The 22,116-nt window shown below is 72.7% G+C and carries 20 protein-coding genes and 1 pseudogene; 12 read left to right on the top strand and 9 right to left on the bottom strand.

Annotated features, from left to right (window positions below):
- Positions 1-24 precede the first annotated feature (24 nt).
- On the top strand, positions 25-186 hold the full coding sequence (locus tag JNK12_15675; protein MBL8777381.1) for a hypothetical protein: 162 nt from the start codon (positions 25-27) through the stop codon (positions 184-186).
- A gap of 28 nt (positions 187-214) precedes the next feature.
- Here the strand turns inward: JNK12_15675 and JNK12_15670 are convergent, their stop codons facing one another.
- The 3 genes from JNK12_15670 to JNK12_15660 are packed head-to-tail and all read right to left on the bottom strand — an operon-like array spanning position 215 to position 3,349.
- A complete protein-coding gene (locus JNK12_15670) occupies positions 215-2,911 on the bottom strand; it encodes an adenylate/guanylate cyclase domain-containing protein (GenBank protein ID MBL8777380.1) in 2,697 nt (898 codons plus the stop codon).
- Between the two features lie 49 nt (positions 2,912-2,960).
- The gene (locus JNK12_15665; protein MBL8777379.1) at positions 2,961-3,128 is read right to left on the bottom strand and encodes a hypothetical protein; all 168 of its coding nucleotides are present in this window, start codon (positions 3,126-3,128) and stop codon (positions 2,961-2,963) included.
- On the bottom strand, positions 3,125-3,349 hold the full coding sequence (locus JNK12_15660) for a hypothetical protein (protein MBL8777378.1): 225 nt from the start codon (positions 3,347-3,349) through the stop codon (positions 3,125-3,127). The genes JNK12_15665 and JNK12_15660 overlap by 4 nt, the downstream gene beginning before the upstream one ends.
- Positions 3,350-3,416: 67 nt before the next feature.
- On the opposite strand from JNK12_15660, the gene JNK12_15655 reads away from it, so the two are divergent.
- Positions 3,417-3,887 carry a nuclear transport factor 2 family protein gene (locus tag JNK12_15655; protein MBL8777377.1) on the top strand — a complete coding sequence of 157 codons (471 nt, stop codon included), beginning with the start codon at positions 3,417-3,419 and terminating at the stop codon, positions 3,885-3,887.
- Between the two features lie 7 nt (positions 3,888-3,894).
- Here JNK12_15655 and JNK12_15650 read toward each other — a convergent pair whose 3' ends face one another.
- Entirely contained in the window at positions 3,895-4,896 is a 1,002-nt protein-coding gene (locus tag JNK12_15650) for an MOSC domain-containing protein (GenBank protein MBL8777376.1), read from the bottom strand.
- A 121-nt stretch (positions 4,897-5,017) separates the two neighbouring features.
- On the opposite strand from JNK12_15650, the gene JNK12_15645 reads away from it, so the two are divergent.
- The 3 genes from JNK12_15645 to JNK12_15635 all read left to right on the top strand — a co-directional run bounded on the left by JNK12_15645 (position 5,018) and on the right by JNK12_15635 (position 7,365).
- The gene (locus JNK12_15645; GenBank protein MBL8777375.1) at positions 5,018-6,271 is read left to right on the top strand and encodes a cytochrome P450; all 1,254 of its coding nucleotides are present in this window, start codon (positions 5,018-5,020) and stop codon (positions 6,269-6,271) included.
- A 74-nt stretch (positions 6,272-6,345) separates the two neighbouring features.
- A complete protein-coding gene (locus JNK12_15640) occupies positions 6,346-6,867 on the top strand; it encodes an LURP-one-related family protein (GenBank protein MBL8777374.1) in 522 nt (173 codons plus the stop codon).
- 33 nt (positions 6,868-6,900) lie between these two features.
- Entirely contained in the window at positions 6,901-7,365 is a 465-nt protein-coding gene (locus JNK12_15635; GenBank protein MBL8777373.1) for a VOC family protein, read from the top strand.
- Between the two features lie 1,074 nt (positions 7,366-8,439).
- On the opposite strand, the pseudogene JNK12_15630 reads toward JNK12_15635, so the two are convergent.
- Both JNK12_15630 and JNK12_15625 read right to left on the bottom strand, forming a co-directional pair.
- Positions 8,440-9,918, bottom strand: a pseudogene (locus tag JNK12_15630) (NAD(P)/FAD-dependent oxidoreductase).
- Between the two features lie 3 nt (positions 9,919-9,921).
- On the bottom strand, positions 9,922-10,776 hold the full coding sequence (locus JNK12_15625; GenBank protein MBL8777372.1) for a metal-dependent hydrolase: 855 nt from the start codon (positions 10,774-10,776) through the stop codon (positions 9,922-9,924).
- Between the two features lie 73 nt (positions 10,777-10,849).
- On the opposite strand from JNK12_15625, the gene JNK12_15620 reads away from it, so the two are divergent.
- A complete protein-coding gene (locus tag JNK12_15620) occupies positions 10,850-11,446 on the top strand; it encodes a TetR/AcrR family transcriptional regulator (GenBank protein ID MBL8777371.1) in 597 nt (198 codons plus the stop codon).
- Between the two features lie 43 nt (positions 11,447-11,489).
- Here the strand turns inward: JNK12_15620 and JNK12_15615 are convergent, their stop codons facing one another.
- Both JNK12_15615 and JNK12_15610 read right to left on the bottom strand, forming a co-directional pair.
- Positions 11,490-12,491: an NAD-dependent epimerase/dehydratase family protein gene (locus tag JNK12_15615; GenBank protein MBL8777370.1), complete on the bottom strand. Its 1,002-nt coding sequence runs from the start codon at positions 12,489-12,491 to the stop codon at positions 11,490-11,492.
- A 129-nt stretch (positions 12,492-12,620) separates the two neighbouring features.
- Positions 12,621-15,923 (bottom strand): AAA family ATPase, encoded by a 3,303-nt coding sequence (locus JNK12_15610; GenBank protein MBL8777369.1) that lies wholly within the window; start codon positions 15,921-15,923, stop codon positions 12,621-12,623.
- A 133-nt stretch (positions 15,924-16,056) separates the two neighbouring features.
- On the opposite strand from JNK12_15610, the gene JNK12_15605 reads away from it, so the two are divergent.
- The 6 genes from JNK12_15605 to JNK12_15580 all read left to right on the top strand — a co-directional run bounded on the left by JNK12_15605 (position 16,057) and on the right by JNK12_15580 (position 21,227).
- Positions 16,057-17,334, top strand: a complete 1,278-nt coding sequence (locus JNK12_15605; GenBank protein MBL8777368.1) for a hypothetical protein — start codon at positions 16,057-16,059, stop codon at positions 17,332-17,334.
- Positions 17,335-17,405: 71 nt separating this feature from the next.
- Entirely contained in the window at positions 17,406-17,858 is a 453-nt protein-coding gene (locus JNK12_15600; GenBank protein ID MBL8777367.1) for a nitroreductase family deazaflavin-dependent oxidoreductase, read from the top strand.
- A 43-nt stretch (positions 17,859-17,901) separates the two neighbouring features.
- A complete protein-coding gene (locus JNK12_15595; GenBank protein ID MBL8777366.1) occupies positions 17,902-18,096 on the top strand; it encodes a hypothetical protein in 195 nt (64 codons plus the stop codon).
- Complete coding sequence (locus JNK12_15590; GenBank protein ID MBL8777365.1) at positions 18,093-18,548, top strand: PIN domain-containing protein; 456 nt, start codon at positions 18,093-18,095, stop codon at positions 18,546-18,548. Before JNK12_15595 ends, JNK12_15590 begins: the two co-directional genes overlap by 4 nt.
- 72 nt (positions 18,549-18,620) lie before the next feature.
- Positions 18,621-19,586 (top strand): alpha/beta hydrolase, encoded by a 966-nt coding sequence (locus JNK12_15585; protein MBL8777364.1) that lies wholly within the window; start codon positions 18,621-18,623, stop codon positions 19,584-19,586.
- A gap of 189 nt (positions 19,587-19,775) precedes the next feature.
- Positions 19,776-21,227, top strand: coding sequence for a serine/threonine protein kinase (locus tag JNK12_15580; protein MBL8777363.1), 1,452 nt, complete (start codon positions 19,776-19,778; stop codon positions 21,225-21,227).
- A 3-nt stretch (positions 21,228-21,230) separates the two neighbouring features.
- Here JNK12_15580 and JNK12_15575 read toward each other — a convergent pair whose 3' ends face one another.
- A complete protein-coding gene (locus JNK12_15575; protein ID MBL8777362.1) occupies positions 21,231-22,082 on the bottom strand; it encodes an alpha/beta hydrolase in 852 nt (283 codons plus the stop codon).
- Positions 22,083-22,116: the final 34 nt, after the last annotated feature.

Genomic DNA, 22,116 nt, shown 5'->3' with positions numbered 1-22,116 from the left:
CGGCGACGGTAATCCGGCGGCGCAGTGAGTCACGGCAACGGTCTGGACGTCGCTTCGGCCGCGCAGTGCCAGCACGTGCGGTCGGTCGTTCCCGCTCGCATCGCCGGCAGCTTGGGCAATGTCGGCCCCGTGGTGCTCGCCCAGGTCCGGGAGACCGTGGCCGTCCTGCTCGACCTGCCGGGCTGATCGACGAAGCGACCGCCCGGCGGCCCGCTCAGCCGCCGGTGACGGGATGGCGCTGCTGGAGCTCGACCAGCAGGGCGAAGAGCTCGTGGCGGCCCAGGGCCTCGGGCGTCAGGTCGTCCGGGCCGAAGCCGGCGGCGGCGAACCCGTCGAGGAGGTCGCGTCGCATCCAGGCGTAGAAGGGCGCCTCGAAGGGCGCGACCGCCAGGTGGTGGCGGTAGAGGCGCCGAGCTTGCTCCGCCTCGTCGAGGCGGAGCGCGGCGTACGAGGCGATCAGGGCCTGGTCGGCCTTGGCCGCGACAGCACCCAGGCGGTCGGTGACGACGGTCGCTTCGGCGAGGACCGGGACGGCCGCAGGGGGGTCCACCATGGCGAGCGCCGCCGACCGGCTGTTGAGGATGGCCGATTCGATGGTCGAGCCGCTGTCGTGCCAACCCGGGTCGCGGTCGATCAGAGACAGCAGCGCGGGCGCTTGCGCTACCGCCCGCTCGTCCTCGAGGAACGCGCCGGTGAGGAGGCCGATGGTGGACCCCCACCACACGGGGCCGCCGATGGCCCGGGCGTCGGCCAGCAGCTGCTCGGTGGCAGCCTCGAAGGCAGGGTCGTCCGGATTCTCCATCTGGAGGAGGCAGCCGCGGGCGAACGTCTCCGCGGTCGGGTCGCCACGGAGGAGGGCCACCTGCCGCATGCGCTCGGCCGAGGCACGCAGGTCGTTGCGATCCCCGGTGAAGATCGCCACCAGCACCGGCACCTGGTAGGCCCAACCCGACTCCGCGATCTCCGGGTGCTCGGCGGTCAGCGTTCGGACCTGCTCGTGCAGGGCGAGGGCGTCGGTGAAGTTGCCGGCGATCATGGTGTTCGACGCCACCGACCACAGGGCGTCGTACCGGACCTGGAGGTCGAGCTCGGCGCCGGCGTCGAGGGCGGGGCGGAACCACCCGATGGTCTCGGCGGGCGCCTCTTGGCTGAGGAACGTCCACATCGGTGCGGCCATGGCGGCGAGGTCCTGGACGCGGCCCGTCGCTCCGAGCCATTCGGCGGTCGCGCGGAGGTTGTCGATGGCGGCGAGGAGCACCGCCCGGGCCTCGTCGTGGTCCGCGCCGCCCATGCGGGGGCCTTCCCGGAGCGCCATCGCCAGGAAGTGGTCGGCGAACCGGGTGCGGGCCTCCTCGGCCTCGCCGGCGTCGGTGAGGCGGTCGTCGCCGTACTGGCGAAGCGTCTCGAGGAGGCGGTAGCGGCCGGTCTCGCCGTCGTGGTTGACGAGGGAGCGCTCGACCAGCCGGGTGACCTGGTCGAGCACGGTGAACTCGTCGCCGTCGGGCCCCGCCACCACCGCGGCGGCGTCGGCGAGGCCGAAGCTGCCGGCGAACACGGACAGCGTGCGGAAGACCCGCTGCTCGTCGGGGTCGAGCAGGCCGTAGGACCAGTCGACCGTCGCGAGCAGGGTGCGGTGGCGCTCGTGGCCGCGGCGCGCGCCGGCGAGGAGCCGGAAGCGCTCGCCGAGGCGGGCACAGATGTCGGCGGTGGACATGGCGCCCACCCGGGCGGCGGCCAGCTCGATGGCGAGGGGTACCCCGTCGAGGCGCCGGCAGATCTCCACGACGTCGTCGAGGTTGTGCTCGTCGATCGTGAAGCCGCCGCGGGCGGCCGCGGCGCGCTCGGCGAACAGTCGGAGCGCGGGGTAGTCGGCCGTTGTCGCGACCAGCGTCGCCGGGTCGGGGAGCGCAAGGGGGCGGAGGTGCTTCACCGTCTCGCCGGCGACGTCGAGCGGCTCGCGCGAGGTGGCCAGCAGGCGGACCTCGGGGGCCCGGGCCAGGATCTGCCCGGCCAGGTCGGCGGCGGCGTCGATCACGTGCTCGCAGTTGTCGAGCACGAGCAGCGTGGTGCGGCCGGCCAGGTGGTCGACAAGGGCGTCGGTGCCCGACGACGCGCCGGTGGCGCCCATGGCCGAGCCCACGGCACGGACCACGTCGCCGCCGTCGAGGGCGGGGGCGAGGTCGACGAACCAGACGCCGTCGGGGTGCTCTCCGGCGAGCGCCGCGGCGACCTCGACCGCCAGGCGCGTCTTGCCCATCCCGCCGACCCCGGTGATCGTGACGAGGCGGTGATCGCTGAGGTCGGCGACGAGTCTGGCGACGTCGTCGTCGCGACCGATGAGGTCGGTGGCCGGCGTGGGCAGGTTGGTCGGGACGAGGGCGTTCGACCGCAGCGGCGGGAACGGCTCGGTGCCGACCTGGTGCACGTGGACGGGGGCCAGCAGGTCGCGCAGGCGGTGCTCACCCAGGTCGAGGGTGGGGGGCGGGTCCTCGACCACGCCGAGGGTCGTGGCCGTGCAGACGACCTGGCCGCCGTGGGCGAGGGCCATGAGGCGGGCCGTTCGGTTCACCGCACTCCCGAAGTAGTCGCCGTCGCGCTCGACCGCCTCGCCGGTGTGGATGCCCATGCGAACCCGCAGCACCGCGTCGTCGGGCCAGTCCTCGGCGGCGAGGGCGGCTTGCGCCTCCTCCGCCGCGGCGAGCGCATCGCCGGCGCGGGCGAACGCCACCGCGAACCCGTCGCCGCCGGTCGCGAACACCTGTCCGTCGTGGGCGGCGAAGGCCGCCCGGAGCAGCGCGTCGTGGCGGGGGAGCGCGGCCTGCATGGCCGCCGAGTGGCTCTGCCACAGGCGGGTCGAGCCCTCGATGTCCGAGAACAGGAACGTCACCGTCCCCATCGGCCCCCCGCCCATGGCCGAACGCTACCCCTGTGCGTTTCGCCGCGGCCTCAGAAGAACTGGGTCAAGCGTGCTCGAACGACTCGAGCGCCTCTGCGGGGATGCCCAGTGTGCCGTCGGCGAGGCGAACGCGTGGGAGCCGTTCCTCGTACATGGCCTTGATGACCACGCGGGTCTCGACACCCAGGCGTCGTGCCGCCTCGGCGGGAAGCAGCGGCTCAGGCTCACTCATCGCACGCCTCCTTCGTCGAGGCCGAGTCTACGGTGCAGCAGGCGCACGACGGTTGCGAGCTCATCCTGCAGACCGAGCCCGGCGTGACGTTCCCGAAGCTCGAGGCGGGCGTCTTCGAGGGCTTCGAGGACGCGGAAGGCCTCGTCCAGGTCGAGCACGAGTCCGAGCGGGACCGGGTCGTCGTCGCCGTCTGGCGAACGGGGGCCGGGTGGTTTCGCCATGCGCCCCAACGTAGGAAGGGGGTGCGACAGTCTCCCCGGGTGAGGAGTCGCCACTACGGTCGGACCCATGAGCGACGCCGACCCGATCGTGGACGTCATCGACCGCTGGCACGCGCACCTGCGGGGGGAGCTGGCGGGCGGGCTCGACGAGCTGCTGCACGACGACGTGGTGTTCTTCTCGCCCATCGTGTTCACGCCTCAGGAGGGCAAGGCGGTCACCAAGCTCTACCTCGAGGCGGCGGGTCAGGCCCTGCCAGGCGAGGGTGGCGGCGCCGGCGCGCCCGTCGAACGGGACGAGGCCGAGCGACCGCCCGGCGCCTTCCGCTACACGAAGAAGGTGCTGAGCGGCGACACCGCCGTGCTCGAGTTCGAGACCACGGTCGAGGGCAAGTACGTCAACGGCGTGGACATCATCCGCTGCGACGACGACGGCAGGATCGTCGAGTTCCGGGTGATGATCCGCCCGCTTCAGGCGGTCAACACCGTCCACCAGCAGATGGCCCGCATGCTGGAGCTGCTCCAACAGCAGGGCGGCTGACCCGGCGTCAGCGCTCGGGCTCGACGACCACGGCGTCGCCGGTGCGCACCGTGCCAGGGTGCAGGACGGTGCCGTAGAGGCGGCTCCAACCCGGGTGACGGTCCTGGTCCATGCGGCGGAAGTCGCCGCCGGTGAACCAACCGGCGTTCTTGGCGCACGGCGTGGCGTACGACGACAGCTCGAGCAGCAGCTCGTCGCCGATCGCCACGAGGGCACCGGGCCGCAGCGAGGCCCAGTCGAGGCCGGCGACGGTGACGTTCTCGCCGGCCGAGCCCGGCTGGATGGGGTGGCCCTCGACCCGGAGTGCCTCGATGACGTCCAGGCCGTAGAGGCACACCGCCTGGAAGGGTCGACCGTGGTGGACCCTGTCGTTCTGCTGGTCGCCGGCGAGGCCGCGGAACCCGACCTCGGCCTCCGTCACCGAGAGCTTGGGCACGCCGCCGCCGCTCACGTTGAGCTGGTGGATGGTGCCCGTCTGGTGGGCGACGCCGTCAGACAACCGGTGGCGCAGGCGTCCGAGGTCGTGGCCGTGGTGGAGCACCTCGTGGAGCTGATGGCGGACGATCCAGTGCTGGTCGACGAGGCCGAGGCGGGCCTCCGAGGTCAGCGCCCACTCGTCCGGTGCGAGGTGTCGGTAGAGGTCGAAGAACGCCACGGCCTCGACGTCCATGGCCGCGATCGTGGCCTCGACGTCGGCGAACCGGGTCTGGTCGGGCTGGAAGCCCCGGTACTCGGGGACGCTCGCGCCGTCGCGCCCGACCCGCACCTCGGTGCGGCCGCGCCAGATCGCGAAGGCCTGGCGCACGTGGTCGACGTACTCGAGGATCGACCAGGTGTCGGTCGCCGGCCGGGTGTTGGCCAGCTCGAGGTCGACGCCTTCGAGGATCCCCTGGTAGAACGCGCCGCCGAGGCGCACGGCGTTGACCGCGGTCTCGTCGTCGTACTCGTCCCAACGGAACCCGCACTCGTCGCACACGTCGATCGGTGCCCGCTCGTCGGTGATGTCCACGAGTCAAGTGAACCGGATCGGGGCCGCCCGCGCCGCGGGTAGCCTCTGGCCGACGGTGGATTCCGGTCGAGGGCGGCCGACGGGTCACCGTTGTGACGCCACCCCGGGGGATGACCACGCCATGAAGCTCGAAGACGTCGACCTCTGCGATCTCGATCGCTTCGTCAGCGCCCAGCACCACGAGATGTTCCAGGTGCTGCGCGCCGAGGACCCGGTCCACTGGACGCCCGAACCGGACGGACCCGGCTTCTGGTCGATCACCAAGCACGCCGATCTGGTCCAGGTGAACCGCGACCACGAGACGTTCAGTGCGGAGAAGGGTGGCATCACGCTGCACGAGTTCGACGCCGACGAGAGCTCCATCGACATGCGCGGCAAGATCATGGTGATGACCGACCCGCCGCGCCACACGCGGTACCGGTTGCTCGTCAACAAGGGGTTCACGCCCCGGATGATCGGGTTGATCGAGTCCCACCTCGCCTACCGGGCGGAGCTCATCGTCGACTCCGTGATCGAGCGGGGCGAGTGCGAATTCGTCACCGACCTCGCCGCCGAGCTGCCGCTCCAGGCCATCGCCGAGATCATGGGGGTGCCCCAGGAAGAGCGGCACCTGCTGTTCGAGTGGTCGAACGCGATGGTCGGCGCCGACGACCCCGAGTACAACAAGAACGAGAACAACCGGGCCATCGCCCAGGGGGCCGCGGCCGAGCTGTACCTGTACGCCGCCGCCCTCGGCGAGGCCCGGCGCAGCGACCCCCGGGAGGACATCGTCACCCGCCTCATCAACGCGGAGATCGACGGGGACAAGCTCACCTCCGAGGAGTTCGAGCTGTTCATCCTGCTGCTGGCGGTGGCCGGCAACGAGACCACCCGCAACGCCACCGCCCACGGCATGCACGCCCTGATGACCAACCCCGACCAGTTCGCCCTGCTCTGCGAGCAGCCCGAGCTGCTGCCCTCGGCCATCGAGGAGATCCTGCGGTGGGCCTCGCCCGTCCTCTACTTCCGCCGCCAGGCCACCCAGGACTACGAGCTGCGGGACAAGACCATCAAGGCCGGGGACAAGGTGGCCATGTGGTTCGTGTCGGGCAACCGCGACGAGGAGGTGTTCGAGGACCCGTACACCTTCGACATCACCCGCACCCCCAACGACCACATCGCGTTCGGCGGCGGCGGGGCCCACTTCTGCCTCGGCGCCAACCTGGCCCGCCTCGAGCTGCGCCTCCTGTTCGAGCAGATCGCGGCCCGAACGCCCGACATGCGCATCGCCGGCGACGTCGAGCGCCTGCGCTCCAACTTCATCGGGGGCATCAAGCACATCCCCGTGGAGTTCACCCCCGGAAAGCGCCTCCACCCCGAGCCCGTCCCCGCCTGATCTGGACGGGGCCGGCGGCCGGGCTCGTGTGCCAAGCTCAGCGCTGAGCACCGACGACACGAGGAGTGGGCGGCATGGGACTGCGCGATCGCATCGAGGACCGACGGGGCGGCGGCGCCACCCGCTTCAAGATGCAGGAGAAGCTGCTGTCCATCGGCGACGACTCGTGGGTCGAGGACGAGGCCGGCAACAAGGTCTTCAAGGTCAACGGCAAGGCCATGCGCATCCGCGACACCTGGATTCTCGAGGACCTCTCGGGCAACGAGGTGGCCGAGATCAAAGAGCACAAGCTCAGCGTGCGGGACGCCATGAAGATCCACCTCGGCGGGCGTGAGGCCACGGTCAAGAAGGCCCTGGTGGGGCCGCGCCAGCGCTTCCACGTCGAGGTCGACGGGGGCGACGACCTGCACGTGCAGGGCAACTTCGTCGATCACGAGTACGAGATCGAGAAGGGTCGCGACACCGTGGCCAAGGTGTCCAAGAGCTGGTTCCGGGTGCGTGACTGCTACGGCGTCGAGGTGGAGCCGGGCGCCGACCCCGCCCTGATCCTCGCCATCACGGTCGCCATCGACGGCATGACCCGCGACGGGGCCTGAGGCCCCGGCCCCCGTCGATCGAGAGGCACGACCATGCCCGCCCCGCTCGTCCCGCACTACCACGTCGGCATCGTCGTGAAGGATCTCGCCGCGGCGCAGGCCGAGCTCTCCGAGCAGCTCGGCGTCACGTGGGGGCCGACCCTGCGCCTCGACGAGGTGGAGTACCGCACCGCCGACGGTGAGGACATCGCCCTGCCGACGGCCATGTGCTACTCGGTCGAGGCGCCCCACCTCGAGCTGATCGAGGAGCTGCCCGGCTCGGTGTGGGTCTGCAACGAGCACTCCAACCTGCACCACCTGGGCTTCTGGAGCGACGACCTGCCGGGCGACTCCGAGCGGCTGGCCGCATCGGGCTGCCCACTCGAGCTCGCCGGCCGGGCCGGCGCCGAGGCTCCCGTGACCTTCACCTACCAGCGGGGCGGGCTGGGCGTGCGCCTCGAGGTGGTCGACGCCGGCATGCGCGACGCCCTCGCCGGCCTCTTCCGCCCCGCCGGCTGACGGCGCCGCCGGCCGCCGACGGTGCACCGGTGACGGGCGACCCGGCCGACGGCGGTGTCGCAGCGGGCTCTCCATCCCGCTGGCATCTCGCCGGGTCCCCTCGTCGCGAGGGCGTCAGCGACGGGCCTGACGGCGGGCGCCGGCCACGATCAGCCGTTCGGTGAGGCCGGTGGGGAGCCGGGCCAGCAGCGCGAAGACGCCGGCGTCGGGGCCGATCAGGATTCGGCGGCGCTTGCGCACCACGCCGTCGAGGATGACCTCGGCGGCCTGCTCGGGTGAGGTGCGGGCGGCCCGGTGGAAGCGGGCGGCTCGTTCGTCGGCGCCGCCGGTGAGGGCGGCGCTGTCCTCGTCGAAGCGGGCGTTGCGCACGATGCCCGTGCGGACGCCGCCGGGGTGGACCGTCGAGCACGTCACCGCGGTGTCGGCCAGGTCGAGCTCGAGCCGGAGCGCGTCGGTGAAGCCCCGCACGGCGAACTTCGACGCGTTGTAGGCGGACTGCGTGGGGATGCTCACCAGGCCGAACACGCTCGACACGTTCACGATGTGGCCCTCGCCCGCGGCGAGCAGGTGGGGCAGGAAGGCCTTGGTGCCGTGGACGACCCCCCAGAAGTTGATGTCCATCAGCCAGTGGGCGTCCTCGAGCGACATGGCATCGACGGTGGCCCCCAGGGCCACGCCGGCGTTGTTCACCACCAGGTCGACGGCGCCGAACTCGTCGATGACCGCGTCGGCCCAGGCCTGCACCTGGCCGGCGTCGGCCACGTCCACGACCCGGGTGCGGACCTTTCCGCCGTGGCCCTCGCAGCGCGCCGCGGTGGCGGCCAGACCGTCCTCGTCCACGTCGACGAGGGCCAGGTTCGCGCCCTGGCGGGCCAGTGCCTCGGCCAAGGCCTGGCCGATGCCCGAGCCGGCCCCGGTGACGGCCGCGGTCTTCCCGTCGAAGGGCCCGCGCCGGTGGTCGTCGCTCGTGGCGGACGGCGCGGGTGACGGGCGCCCGTCGGCCGGAGCACCCGTTGCGGCCCACCCGGCACCGGGAGCCGTGGTGAGCTCGAGGGCGTCGAGGTGCAGCGGATCTCGGCCGAGGTCCCGCCGGTCGAGCAGGTAGTTCTGCGGGCTGCGCCACGGCAGTTCGCTGCCCTGCTTCGGGAAGCGGTCGACCGCCCGCAGCATGTAGCCCGAACGGAGCCCCAGCAGGGGCTCGGGCGTCGTGGCCGCCCCGTGGTTGACCGGGACGCAGGTGGTCAGGCCCTCGGCGTGCATGTGGTCGAGCAGTCGGGCCACCCACGAGCACGTGAGGTCGGCCCGCAGCGTCCAGGAGGCGTTCGCGTAGCCGACCACCAGCGCCAGGTTGGGCACGCCTTCGAGCGCCATGTTGCGGTACGTCAGCCGCTCGGTGACGTCGACCACCTCGCCGTCCACCGACAGCTCGATGCCGCCCAGGAACAGCAGCTCCAGCCCGGTGGCGGTGACGACCACGTCGGCGGGAAGGTCGCGGACCTCGTCGCCGGAGGGACCACGGGCACCGGGCTTCAGGGCGAGCCCGTCGGCGGTGAAGCGCTCGATGTGGCCCGTCACCACGCTGGCGCGACCCGACCGCAGCGCCGCAAAGAGGTCGCCGTCGGCCACCAGGCAGAGGCGCTGGTCCCACGGGTCGTAGTCCGGGGTGAAGTGGGTGGCGATGTCGATGTCGGCGGGCAGCTCCTTCTCGAGCCGCTGGTGCAGCCCCCGCCGCACCATGGCCGGGCGCCGCTTGCTGGCCTGGAACAGGGCGGTGGCGCGCAGCGCGTTGCCCCAACGCAGCACCCAGGCCGCGGCTCGAGCCGGGAGGACCCGGCGCAGGGCGGCGTCGCCGGGCCTGGTGGTCGGCACCGCGGCCACCCAGCTCGGCGAGCGCTGGAGCATCGTGACGTGGGCGGCCTGCTCGGCCAGCGCCGGCACGAGCGTGACCGCGGTGGCGCCACTGCCGATCACCACGACCCGCTTCCCGGTGACGGCGAGGTCCTCGGGCCAGAACTGCGGGTGCACGATGGTGCCGGCGAAGTCCTCGCCGCCGTCGATCTCGGGCTCGTGGCCCTTGTCGTAGCGGTAGTAGCCGGTGCAGCTGATCAGGTACGAACAGGTCAGCCGGATCTCTTCGGCGACCCCGTCGCGCTCGGTCTCGACCGTGACCGTCCACCGGGCGTCGGGCGAGGACCACTCGGCACGCACCACCCGGTGGCGGTAGCGGATGCGCTCGTCGATGCCCTCGGCGGCGGCGGTGTCGTGCAGGTACTGGAGGATCGAGGCGCCATCGGCGATCGACCGCTCGCCCGTCCACGGCCGGAAGGGGAAGCCGAGCGTGTGCATGTCCGAGTCCGACCGGATGCCGGGGTAGCGGAACAGGTCCCACGTGCCGCCGAGGGTGTCGCGGCCCTCGAGGACCGCCCAGCTGGCCCATGGGCAGGTGGTGTTCAGATGGTGGGCGGCACAGATGCCCGAGATGCCGGCACCGACCACCAGGACGTCCAGGTGTTCGACGTCGTCGTTCGGCGCGGCCGCCGATGCGGTGGCCATGGATCAGGCCGCCCGGCTGCCGGCGAGGCGGTCCGTCAGGGTGCCCTCGGGCCCGAACAGCTCGACCCGCCAGTGCGCCACGAGCGCCCGCGTGTCGCGGTCGTTCGGGTGGAAGCCGGGGCGGTTGTAGGCCCGGATGCTGCGCCACGTGTCCCGGCGGAGGATCGGCGCGGACCGGAACCGGCGCAGGCTGGCCCACAGGGTGCGGGGCCGCCGGGCCTCGGGGTCGTGCAGCACCGACGACGCCAGCAGCACCGTGGCGCCGAGCATCAGGTTCAGGCAGACCAGGTTCATGGCGCGTCGACGCTGGCGCTCGGTGCCGCCGACGGCACGGAACACGTCGAAGGCGACCGCCTTGTGCTCGGACTCCTCCAACGCGTGCCAGAGGAGGAGGTCCCCCACGATCGTGTCGCCGCCGAAGGAGCGCTCCGCCTCGTCGGTGAGGGCCAGTTCGGCGAGGGTGGCGGTGACGTGCTCCATGGCTGCGGTGTTGGCCAGCGCCATCATCGGTGAGGCGACGCGCTCGCGGAGGCGGACCATGCGCTCCATCATGTGCCCGAACCGCTCGGTGGGGTACCCCAGCTCGGCGAGGCGCTCGTTCAGCACCCGGTGCTCACGGCCGTGGGTGGCCTCCTGGCCGATGAACCCGGCCACGTCGCGGCGCAGCGTGGGATCGGTGATCTGGTCGCGGTAGGTGCGGACCGAGCGGACGAAGCCGTCCTCGCCGGCCGGGAAGGTGGCCGAGAGCAGGGCGAGGAAGTGGCTCGAGACGGGGTCGCCGCCGTTGGCGAAGTACTTGGGCACGGCGGGCATGGCGTCGTCGAAGGAGATGCGGCGGGTCGGGACCGAATCGCTCATGGGACAAGGGTGACGGATTTGAGTATTTCAGTCAAGTGCTCATTTCGGAGGATCGGCCTGCTACGGTGGTGCCGTGCCGAATGACGGAGCGGCCACCAAGGGCGAGCGCACGCGGCGGGCCATCCTCGACGCGGCGATCGAGCGATTCGGCGCCGACGGCTACCGGTCGACCTCGGTCGCCACCGTCGCCCGCGCCGCCGGTGTGGGCCCGACCGTCCCGTTCGCGTACTTCCCCAACAAGCCGGCGTTGTTCCGGGCCGCACTCGATGAGGACGCCGCTGGCCTCATCGCCGTCGCCCACAGGCTCCTCGCCGACCTGGATGACGAGCGCCACTGGCGCGGGGCACTCATGCCGACCCTGGTGGTCGCGGTCGACGACCATCCCTTGGCCCGCCGGGTGCTCTCCGGGCTCGAGCCCGAGGCCACCAGTCGGATGCTCGAACTGCCGGCGCTGGCCAACCTGCGAGCCACCGCGGCGCAGCGGCTGCGCGACGGCCAGGCCGCCGGCGTGGTCCGTGCCGACCTCGATCCCGACTCGATCGGCAGCGGCCTCGTGTTGATCTTCATCTCCCTCCTGATGTCATCGCTCCAGTTCGGCGTCGACGGCGCCGCCCCGCACGTCGACGACGTCCTGGCGGTGTTCGACGCCGCCCTCGAGCCTCCCGCCTGACGGGAGGTCCCGGCGACGCTGGTCCGCGAACCGGGCCCGGTGGTCAGGGCGCCGGCGGGAGCTCGCCGATCGAACGCAGGTAGTCGACGGTGTCGCGGAAGGTGTCGACCAGGGGGCGCCACCGCACGCCCAGGTCGTCGAGCGTGGGCTGGTCGTCGGTGGGCCGGCCGGCGGACATGATCACCGCGGCCTCGGCCGACAGGGGCAGCGAGTCCTGGCCCTGGGCCCGCAGCTCGTCGCACTGGCGTCCCAGCTCGAGCAGCTCCTCGGCGGTCACCGGGTTGCCGGCCACGTCGACGCCGGCGCCCTCGCTGAGGGCGCTGACCCAGTCGGCCCAGGTGACGTAGGTGCCGCCGGCGAGGTAGCGGCGCGGGCCGCGGCCCGGCTCGACCGCGGCGACGATCAGGGCGGCGAGGTCGCGCACGTCGACCACGCCGAGCCCTCCTGGCGGGACGAGCATGAACGCGCCCATCGCGCCGAGGATGGCGGCGAAGCTGCCGTCGAGGTGCGGCGACCGGGGCCCGTAGACGCCACCGAGGACGAGCGACGTGACCGGCGCGCCCTCCGCCTGCCACTCCCGTACCAGCAGCTCGGCCTGGAGCTTGGAGGCGCCGTACGCGGAGTGGGGCTCGGCCAGCGAGGTGTCGAGGGTGACGACGTCGTCGCCGGTGGGCAGGTGCACGGTGATGGTCGACGTGTAGATCACCGGGTCGCAGCCGGCGGCGAGGGCGCCACCCACCACGGTGCGCACCCCTTCGACGTTGGCATCCGAGGCCGGCCCGGTTCCGTCGGCCACGCCGATCTCGCCGGCGGCGTGCACCACCGCGTCGCAACCGTCGACCGCGGCGGCGACCGCTGCCGCGTCGGTCATGTCGCCGACGGCCACCTCCACCTCGACCGCGGTCCCGTCGCCGTGTATGGCCAGCGCCGGCGCCACCCGCTCGGGCCGTCGGGCCAGGACCCGCACGTCGTGCCCGGCCTCGCGCAGCGCAACGGCGGCGTGCGACCCCACGAACCCCGTCGCTCCCGTGACCAGCACCCGCATCTTCGGCTCCTCCTCCCGGTCCCTCGGGCGCTCGGCCCCGACGGGCAACCCTACGGCTGTTCTGGCGCCGGCTTGGACCCACCGGGCAGGGGCTCCGTGCCGGTTCCGCCGGTTCGGGTCCGGAGCGGTTCAGGTGTCGCCAGCGAGCCGCCAGGGCGCGAGGTCCCCAGCGGCGAGGCGCTCGACGCGCTGCGTCCAGCCGGTCATGCCCAGCGCCTCGGTGGTGCGGTGGACCTCGTCGCATAGCGCCTCGGCCCGGTCGTCGTCGTCGCCGTGGCCACGGAGGCGCAGGGTCGTGGCCAGCTCGAGGCGGGCCACGGACCCGAACGAGGGCGACCCGATGGCGTCACACTGCGCCACGCCCCGCTCGAGAAAGGCGACGGCCCGGTCGAGTCTTCCGGCGGTGGTGGAGAGGATCCCGAAGGCAGTGTCGTAGGGGCCGTGGAAGTAGGCCACGGTGTTGGTGATGAAGCAGCCGCTGTGCGAAGCGAACTCGTCCGCGTACGCCGCCGAGGCCTCGCCCTCGCCGAGTCGGCGCAGGGCCTCGGCCACCATGGAGACGTTCGAGGCCCGGGTGATGGCCGGCCGGGTGTGGTCGACGGTGCGCCACTCGTCCCAGTACCCGCGGACCTCGGGGAGCGGACGTCCGGAGCCGAGGTAGCCGAAGTAGACGTCGAAGGCGCCGGGGATGACATCCTTCGTGGCCTGCCACCAGTGGGACGACGCGGGCCAGTCTCCCCGCAGCCACGCCACCTGACACCGGCCGAAGTTCTCGGTGATGGGACCGAGGAGGTACTCCGGACCGAGTGGCTCGTCGTGCAGCCCGGCCACGACCTCGTCGGCGAGGTCGAAGCGCCCGGCGATGAAGGCCAGGGTGATCTCGATCTGGGCGAGGATGCTTCTGGAGAGGGCCCGGGCCCCGACCAGGGCGGCGATGCTCGACCGCTCGAAATCGCGCCGGAGCCGTTCGACCACCGGGGGGACCCCTCCCGGATCGCCCAGGCTGAGGAGGGCCTCGACCGCCAGGCTGTACTGCTCGAAGTCCTCGAGCGCGAAGGGTCCTTCGCGTCGGGTCAGGGCCAACTCGGCGAACTCCAGCTGTGCGTGGCGATCCCGATGGCGCATCGTCAGGGCGATGGACCTGGCCGCGTGGCGTTGCGCGTGTGCCGAGCCCACCCGCCCGGCCATGGCGAAGCTCTCGCGGGCCAGTCGGACTGCCTCGTCGCCGGGATCCAGCGCCAGCACCTTGCCGAGTCGAGCGAGGACGTGGGCACGAAGCTCGGAGTCGCCGGGGTCGAGCAGATCGAGCGCACGTCGCAGCTGGCGTTCGCCCCGCTCGTCGAAGAGGAAGGCCGACGGCCCGGCGTAGGCGACGGCGGCCTCGACGGCGAGCTCATGGTCGCCGCCCGTCACCGCGGCGTCGAAGGCCGCGGCGCACGTGTCCATCGCGGCTGGGTCCGCGATGGCGTCCTGGGCCGTGGCGAGCAGCAGGAGCAGGGGCGCCCGCTCGCGGTCGCCGCCCCCGGCCAGCTCGACGGCCTGGAGCGCTCGACTCACGAAGGTCGCAGCGTCCGCCGGCGCGGCCAGTGCGAGCGCCTCCTCGGCCGCGGAGCGGGCGTAGCGGACGGCCCGCTCGGTCTCGCCCATCACGGCGCACTCGCCGAAGTGGTAGGCGAGGGCGCCCACGGACGGGTCGGCCGTCGCCTCCAGGGCGAGCCCGGCGGCTCGGTGCAGGCGGATGCGGCGGTTGGTGCCCAGCTCCTCGGCCAAGGTGGCCTGCACGAGGGCGTGCGAGAACGCGTAGCGGCCCGGTGCCCCATCGACCTCGGCGATGAGGCGGGCGTCCTCTGCCGGGGCCAGCGCGTCGAACACGTCCGCGACGGTTTCGTCGGCGGCCGCCCCCAACAGCGCGACGTCGAACTCGCGTCCGAGAAGGGCGCCCACCCCCAGCATGGCCTCGGTGCGCTCGGGCAGGGCCGAGAGCCGGCGACCGATGACCTCGCGCACGCCCTCGGGCAGGCCGGTCTCCGCGAGCGATGCGGTCGCGCGCCAGCGGCCCTCGTCCTGTACGAGGCCGCCGCTCTCGATCAGGTGGCGAAGCACCTCGCCGACGAAGAAGGGGTTTCCCTCGGTCTCGCGCCACAGTGCGGTGGCGAAGTCCCGGGCGCGGTCATCGAGCTCGTGGCCGCCGGCGCCGGCGAGCAGCTCGCGAAGGCCCTGGTCGTCGAGGCCACCGAGGGCCACGCGGGTGGCGGCCGGCACCCGGCGAAGATCGGCCAGCACCTCCGACAGCGGATGGGCACGGTCGACCTCGGTGTCACGGTAGGTGGCGACCACGAGCAGCGCGGCGGCTCGGTCCGATCGCAGGACGTGGAGGAGCAGCAGCAGGCTCGATCGGTCGGCCCAGTGGATGTCGTCGAGCACGAGCAGGACCGGCGCGGCGGCCGAGACGCGGGAGAGCAGACCCACGACGGCCTCGAAGAGGAGCAGGCGCTCGGTCTCGGCATCGGTGTCGGTCGGTGCGGTGAGCCCGTCGACCCTGGTCCGCAGTTCGGGAACGAGGCGGACGAGCTCGCCGCCGTAGGTGCCCACGTGGGCGGCCACCACCTCGTCGGGCAACGTCGGCACCAGTCGTCGCAGCGCCTCCCGCCACGGTCCGAACGGGGCGTCGATGTGCTCGTCGGCCCGTCCGAGCAGCACCACGGCGCCGTCGGCGTGGACCTCCCGGGCCGCCTCGGACACGAGACGGGTCTTCCCGACGCCGGGCTCGCCGCCGATCAGGACGATCCTCGTCTCGCCCGCGGCCGACCGCTTCCAGGTCGCTCGGACCTGCTCGTACACGTCGCTGCGGCCCGAGAATGGCAGCTCACCCTCGGTGGGAGCGAGCGGCCCGGGCAGGTCGCCGGCGGCGGCCGGTGCCGACGGTCGCCAGGTCACTTCGGAGACCGCGAGCGGCGCCGGGAGGCCCTTGAGCTCGCGCTCGCCGAGAGGGACCAGTTCGTGCCCGCCCCGACTGCCGGCGAGCAGGCGCACCACCTCGCTGACCAGGATCTGGCCGGCCTCGGCGACACTGCACAGCCGGGCGCTCTCCACGACGGGGGCGCCGAACCAGTCGCCGTCCTCCTGGCTGGCATCACCGGCCGAGATGCCGATCCGGATGGCGATGCTGTCCGGGCCCGCCCGCCGGGCGGCCGCGTCGACGTCCTGTTGCATCGCGACCGCACCGGCCACCGCGGCCGACGCCGACCCGAAGGTGGCCATGATCCCGTCGCCGAGGTTCTTCACCACTTCGCCGCCGTGGGCGTCGACGCTGTGGGCGAGCAGGGCGAAGTGGTCCCGCCGGAGCGAGTCGAAGGCGTCGTCGCCCACTCGGGAGAGCAGCGCGGTCGAGCCGACGATGTCGGTGAAGCAGATCACCACGGTCCCGGCCATGCCGCCCCCCTTCCGCTGCGGCAGTGTAGAAGTACGACGCCGCGGGCCAGGGCGCGGGCGGCGCCCGTGGATACTGGACACCTGTCCAGGTCTCTGCGAGCCTGGGCGCCGACGCCGCCGAGGGGGAGCCGCCATGACGTCCGTGCCCACACTGCGGGACCAGACCCGCGCCGAGTTGGCGGTGCTGCTGCGCGAGTACCTGCTGTGCGGGCACCTCATCGACCGCGCCGGGATGGGCTACCTCATCGGCCCGTTCGGCCGCGAGGGCATGGTCGACATCGCCATCGACGAGTGGGCCGGCGCCAGCCCCGTCTACACCCAGCGCATCCAACGCCTGCTCGGGTTCGAGGGCGACGACATCCCCACCATCTTCAAGGGGCTGCAGTTCGACGTCGGCGCCCCCCACGAGTTCATGGACTTCCGCTACACGATCCAGGACGCCGCCCACGGGGAGTTCCGCCTCGACCACTGCGGCGCGCTGATGGACGTCGAGCCCATGGGCGAGGACTTCGTGGTGGGTATGTGCCACACCATCGAGGACCCGACCTTCGACGCCACCGCCTGCGCCACCAACCCGCGCGCTCGGATGCGGCCCATCCACCGGCCGCCGCGCTCGCCGGCCGACCGCCACCCGCACTGCGCGTGGACCGTCACCATCGAGGACGACGCCGAGGCCCTTGCCGAGGCGGCGACCACCGTGCGCATGCGGGGCACGAAGGCCGCCGGCGTCCCCCTTGCCACCGTCGAGTCGTTCCCCGGCGACGACGGAGAGGGCTGGGACGACTACACCGGCGAGTTCGTCGACCACCTGCCCACCGAGGCCTTCAGCAAGGGCGCGCTCCTGGCCCTCGTTGACGAGGTCTGCCTCCAGTACCACCTGCTCTCGACCGCCTTCGCGTTCGCGGTGTCCGACCGTGATGTCGAGAAGGTCGCCGAGATCCTCGACCACCAGTTCACCGGGATCGCCGGCCTCGCCGCCGAACGCCTGGTCGCCGCCCTCGGCCTGGGCGGCTCCCTCGGCGACCTCGCCACCTTGTTCGGTGTGCACCCGGCGCTGCGCCCCGCTGCCTACGTCGACGCCCGAGTGTCGCTCGCCGACGACGGGTCGAGCGTGCGCCTCGACCTCTTCGACTCGCCGGCGCTGCACGAGGACGAGGGGACCGTGACCTGGGTGACCCTGCTGCGCGACGGCCGGACCCGGGCCCTCGAGGCCATCGTCCACGCCGTCGACCCCCGGATCGTGGTCGAGCCGGTCGAGCCCGCCGCCGGCGGCGCCGTGCGCAGCTGGGACATGACGGTCGGCGAGGTTCCCGTCCCCGAGCAGCCCGAGGTCGGCGTCACCCGCATCTCCACCGGCGCGGCCTTCACCTTCGAACCACCCCGCGAGACCCCGGTGGCGCTCACCCGCTGACCCGACGACGGTCGGCTCGTTAGCCTGTGTCCGGGGCGTGGTCGCTCGACCAGCCCTCGAAGGGGGGCGAGATGGCAGTCGATCGGCGGTCGACCAAGGGCAAGGCCATGGCCACGATGAACCGTGGCTTCGGCGCCCTGCAACGGACGCTCTACCGCGTCTCGAACGGACGGATCATGGGCAAGACCGCCGGCGTGCCGGTCCTCCTGCTCACGGTGACCGGGCGACGCTCGGGGAAACGACGGACCGTCCCCCTCGTCTACTGGGAGCGCGACGGCGCCTACGTCGTGTCGGCGTCCGCCGCAGGCATGTGGCTGCCGATGTGGTACCGCAACCTCGAGGCCGACCCCCGGGTGGAGGTGCAGGTCGGTGCCCGGCGCTTCACGTCGACCGCCCACCTGGCCGACGCCGCGGAGAGCCTCGAGCTCTGGGCCGTCACGGAGTCGCTCAACAAGCGCTTCGCCGACTACCGCGAGTCCCTCGACCACGACATCCCGATGGTCGTCCTCAACCCCGACGCGTGATGCCGTAGGCCGGCGAACGGCGGCCTACGGGTAGAACCGCGCCTTGGAGCGGGAGGTCGATCGACGGGCCCGTCACGCCGCGCTCGGCCGCCTGTTGGCGGAGTGGGATGACGCCCACGGTCCGGTGGACGACGACACGCTGGCCTGGGCGGCGGCGCAGTTCGATCGGGTCGACGGCGTCGCGGGTGAGTCTGAGCCGACGGTCACCGACCCGCCCGTGCAGTCGGGCGCCGCGTGAGCACGTGGTCGCTGGCCGGCGACGTCCCGCTCGTCCTCGACGCGGCGGGCCTTGACGGACTGAGTGCGAAGCAGCCGCCGGCGCAGCTCCGGGCGTTGCTCACCGAGGCGCACCGCCGGCATCGGGAAGTCATTGCGCCCACGGTGGTGTGCTCCGAGGTGGCCCGCGGTCGGGCTCGTACCCGGGCGCTGGAGGCGGCGCTGGCGCGTCACGACGCCGACCGTCGCGAGCGCCCGGCGGTCCGCCTGATCGACACCGACTTCGCGCTCGCCCGCCAGGTCGGCACCATTCTCGACGCCGCGGGTTGGTCGACCGAGATGGTGGTCGACGCTCACGTCGTCGCGGTGTGTGTCCCCGCGGGCGGCGGTCTGGTGGTCACCGCCGACCCCGACGACATCGACGAGCTCGCCGCCGCGGTTCCCGCGGCGCGGGTCCGCACCGTCACCTTGTAGCGCCGCCGCCTGGCACACTGCGGCGGGCGCGGCGCTCGCCGCCGCATCGACCGATCGTCAGGGGGACGTGACGTGAGCTGGAACCTGGATCCCGAGGTGGCCGAGTGGGTGCCGCTGCTGCCGGTGAGCGACCTGAACGACCTGCCCGCCGCCCGCAAGGTGCTCGACGGCCTCATCGCACAGTTCGGCGGCGCCGCCGACACCTCGGCGCTCGATGTCGACGACCGGGTCGCCCCCGGTGCCGGCGAGCAGCCCGACGTCCCCGTGCGGGTCTACCGCCCGAAGGGGGAGGCCCCCGAGCGAGGGCACGCCGCCCTCCTCTATCTCCACGGGGGCGGCTTCGTCATGGGCAACATCGACGCCGAGCACCTGTCGGCGGCGCAGCTCGCCACCCAGCTCGGCGTGGTGGTCGTCTCGGTGGAGTACCGCCTGGCTCCCGAGCACCCCTTCCCGGCGCCGCCCGAGGACTGCTACCACGCCCTGTGCTGGCTCCACGAGCAGGCCGGCGACCTGGGCGTCGACCCGACCCGAGTCGCCGTGATGGGCTCGTCCGCCGGGGGTGGCCTCTCCGCGGCGGTGGCGCTGATGGCGCGCGACCGGGGCGGGCCGGCGCTGTGCTTCCAGTTCCTCGGCTTCCCCGAGCTGGACGACCGCCTCGAGACCACGAGCATGCGCGAGTTCGTGGACACGCCGCTCTGGAACCGCCCGAGCGCCGAGCTGAGCTGGCGCTACTACCTGGGCGACGACGGCCCGCCCGACGACGGCATCCGCGAGGACGTGTCGCCCTACGCCGCGCCCGCCCGCGCCACCGACCTCGCCGGCCTCCCGCCGACGTACATCTCCGCGCAGGAGTTCGACCCGCTCCGCGACGAGGCCATCGTCTACGCCCTGCGCCTGCTCGAGGCCGGCGTCTCGGTCGAGCTGCACCACTTCCCCGGGACGTACCACGGCTCGGTGGTGGCCATGAACGCCTGGATCTCGAAGCGCCAGATGGCCGAGCAGCGCGACGTGCTGCAGCGCCGCCTCGGCCTCGACTGATCGGTGGCGCCGCCGGCCGGCGCCTTTCGACCCTCGGTTCTGCCAGCACCAGCGAGTTCTGCACGACAGGCTCGTGCTGGCAGAACGGATCGAGTGGGTCGGGTAGACCACACGCAGGCCGCACGGCGCCGCCGACCCGACACCCTCGCCCAGCCGTCGCCGATCGGCGGAGATCGGTAACGTCGGGACGTGGCGGTCTCGATCCCCGGGTACGGCGAGTTCGACGAGATCGCCCGTGGCGGTTTCGGGGTGGTCTACCGGGCGCAAGACGTGGAGTTGGGCCGGGTCGTCGCCGTGAAGGTCCTGTCGCGGGTCGATCTCGACGAGGTGGCCCTCCAGCGCTTCGACCGGGAGCGCAGGGCCATGGGAGCGCTCTCCTGGCACCCCCACATCGTCGTCGTCCACGACTCGGGCCGCACCGTCGAGGGCGAGCCCTACCTCGCCATGGAGTACCTCGAAGGAGGTTCGCTGGCCGACGATCTCTCTGCCCGCGGGGCACTTGCCTGGGACGAGGCGGTGGCCCGCGTCATCGAGGTGGCCGGTGCCCTCCAGGTGGCCCATGACGCCGGCCTGCTGCACCGCGACCTCAAGCCCGCGAACATCATGCGGGGCCCGTACGGGGAGGCCAAGCTCACCGACTTCGGCATCGTCGGCACGGAGGACGCCGGCCACACCGCGACCGGCATGGTCAGCTTCACCCTCGGTCACGCCGCGCCCGAGGTGCTGCAGGGCGAGCGGGCCACGGTCCGCTCCGACGTCTACTCCTTGGCCTCGACGTTGTACGAGCTGGTGGCGGGTCGAGCCCCGTTCCTGCGTGCGGGCGAGGAGTCGATGGTCCCGGCCCTGATGCGCACCATCAACGAGCCGCCGCCGGACCTCGAACGGTCGGAGGTCCCGCCGGCGCTCGCCGCGGCGCTCGGCCATGCCATGGCGAAGGACCCCGCCGATCGGCCGGCCGATGCCGCCGCCCTGGGCCGTCTGCTGCAACGAGTGCAGCGTGAGGCAGGGGTGCCCGTGACCGAGCTCCGCCTCGACCCCAAGGCCACCGGCGGCGGTGCCGGAGCGGACGCCACCGTGACGACCGCACTCACCGCGTCCGTCGCGTCGCCGCCCCCGCCGCCACCCGCTCCGCCCGGTCCGACTGCTCCTCCCGCCCCGCCAGCGTCGGGACCGACCGGGGGCGACCGGCCAGCGGTCCCACGCCGGCGGACGGCGGTCCTGGTGGCGGTGGGGGTCGTTGCGACGCTCGTCGTCGGGGCGGTGGCCGCGCTCCTGCTCTCGGGCGGCGACGATTCCCCTGGCACCGCTGCGAGCACGACGGTCACGACGGCCTCGGCCGACAGCACGGACGACGAGAGCGACCCGTCCGCCACCTCGGCGACCACGGACGCAGGATCCACTGCGGGGGCCTCGGAGAACGCCGAGCTCGAGGCTTTCTGCGATGCGGTCGACGAGTACGTTGCCGCGGCAGACGCGATCGTCGGGGGGACCGCAACCGACGGAGACCGTGCGGCCTTCTCCGAGCTCGGCGGCGAGCTGCCGGACACCGCGGTCGCGCTCGCCACCTCGGGCCTCAGCGCCGACGAGCAGCAGCGCTACGTCGAGTGCTCGGACGCGCTCACCGAGGCCGGCCAGGGCTGAGCCTCAAGCGACGGCCGCCACCCGTTCGGTGAGGAAGCGCCGCAGGCGGGCGGCGGCCTCGTCGGGCTCGTCGAGGAAGGCGAAGGTCATCGCGTCCTCGAACCAGGTGAGCTCCGCGGTGGGGAAGGTGGCGGCGAGGCGCTCGCCGTACTTCTTGGGGAAGAGGATGTCCCTGCGGGACCAGGCGATGTGCACGGGGCCCTCGTACGCGGCGAGGTCGTCGGTGAGGGCGGGCAGCTCCGTGGGCCGGGCCGACGCGAACAGGGCGGCGGCGTCGTCACGGATCTCGCGGTCACGCAGCGGTTCGAAGCACGAGCGGTTCAGTTCGTCGGTCCAGCCCCGCTTGGCCAGGAAGCGCCAGGCCCCCCACTTGCGGAAGACGTCGAACCGGTAGAGCTCGAAGATCGAGGCGCCCCACGAGCGGCGCATGGCCGCGCACACCGGCCGGAAGGCCTTCGGCGGGAAGTTGTCGAAGGCGTCGCAGGAGAAGAGGAATAGCCCCGTCACCCGCTCGGGGTGGCGGGCGACGATGGTCTGGGCGACCGCGCCGCCCGAGTCGCAGCCGACGAAGGCGGCCTGGCGGATGTCGAGGGCGTCGAGCACCTCGACGAGGGCGTCGGCGAGGTTGACCAACTCGATCCGGTCCCGGTGCGCTGCGGGGAGGTGGTGCGCGCCCATGGGCAGGGTGGCCCGGATCACGCGGTGGTCGGACAGGAGGGTGCCCGAGAGGCCGTCCCAGAGGTCGTGGTTGGTGATGGCGGCGTGGGAGAAGACCACGGCCGGTCCCTCGCCCTCGACCCGTACCTCGACGGGCCCGAGGTTGGTGTCGACGATCTGGGGCTCGACGGTGCGCATGTGGTTCTCCTGGTTGTAGCGGTCGCTACAACCA

This window comes from Acidimicrobiales bacterium (genome assembly GCA_016794585.1).
GTDB lineage: Bacteria > Actinomycetota > Acidimicrobiia > Acidimicrobiales > DATDAH01 > JAEUJM01.
This window is presented reverse-complemented; position numbering and strand designations above follow the sequence as displayed.

Bases quoted from the DNA above. Each gene is read 5' to 3' on its own strand.
- JNK12_15600 (MBL8777367.1), top strand. From the start codon at position 17,406: ATGGCAGTCGATCGGCGGTCGACCAAGGGCAAGGCCATGGCCACGATG.
- JNK12_15655 (MBL8777377.1), top strand. From the start codon at position 3,417: ATGAGCGACGCCGACCCGATCGTGGACGTCATCGACCGCTGGCACGCG.
- JNK12_15615 (MBL8777370.1), bottom strand. From the start codon at position 12,491: ATGCGGGTGCTGGTCACGGGAGCGACGGGGTTCGTGGGGTCGCACGCC.
- JNK12_15625 (MBL8777372.1), bottom strand. From the start codon at position 10,776: ATGAGCGATTCGGTCCCGACCCGCCGCATCTCCTTCGACGACGCCATG.
- JNK12_15660 (MBL8777378.1), bottom strand. From the start codon at position 3,349: ATGGCGAAACCACCCGGCCCCCGTTCGCCAGACGGCGACGACGACCCG.
- JNK12_15665 (MBL8777379.1), bottom strand. From the start codon at position 3,128: ATGAGTGAGCCTGAGCCGCTGCTTCCCGCCGAGGCGGCACGACGCCTG.
- JNK12_15575 (MBL8777362.1), bottom strand. From the start codon at position 22,082: ATGCGCACCGTCGAGCCCCAGATCGTCGACACCAACCTCGGGCCCGTC.
- JNK12_15635 (MBL8777373.1), top strand. From the start codon at position 6,901: ATGCCCGCCCCGCTCGTCCCGCACTACCACGTCGGCATCGTCGTGAAG.
- JNK12_15670 (MBL8777380.1), bottom strand. From the start codon at position 2,911: ATGGGCGGGGGGCCGATGGGGACGGTGACGTTCCTGTTCTCGGACATC.
- JNK12_15605 (MBL8777368.1), top strand. From the start codon at position 16,057: ATGACGTCCGTGCCCACACTGCGGGACCAGACCCGCGCCGAGTTGGCG.
- JNK12_15640 (MBL8777374.1), top strand. From the start codon at position 6,346: ATGGGACTGCGCGATCGCATCGAGGACCGACGGGGCGGCGGCGCCACC.
- JNK12_15645 (MBL8777375.1), top strand. From the start codon at position 5,018: ATGAAGCTCGAAGACGTCGACCTCTGCGATCTCGATCGCTTCGTCAGC.
- JNK12_15610 (MBL8777369.1), bottom strand. From the start codon at position 15,923: ATGGCCGGGACCGTGGTGATCTGCTTCACCGACATCGTCGGCTCGACC.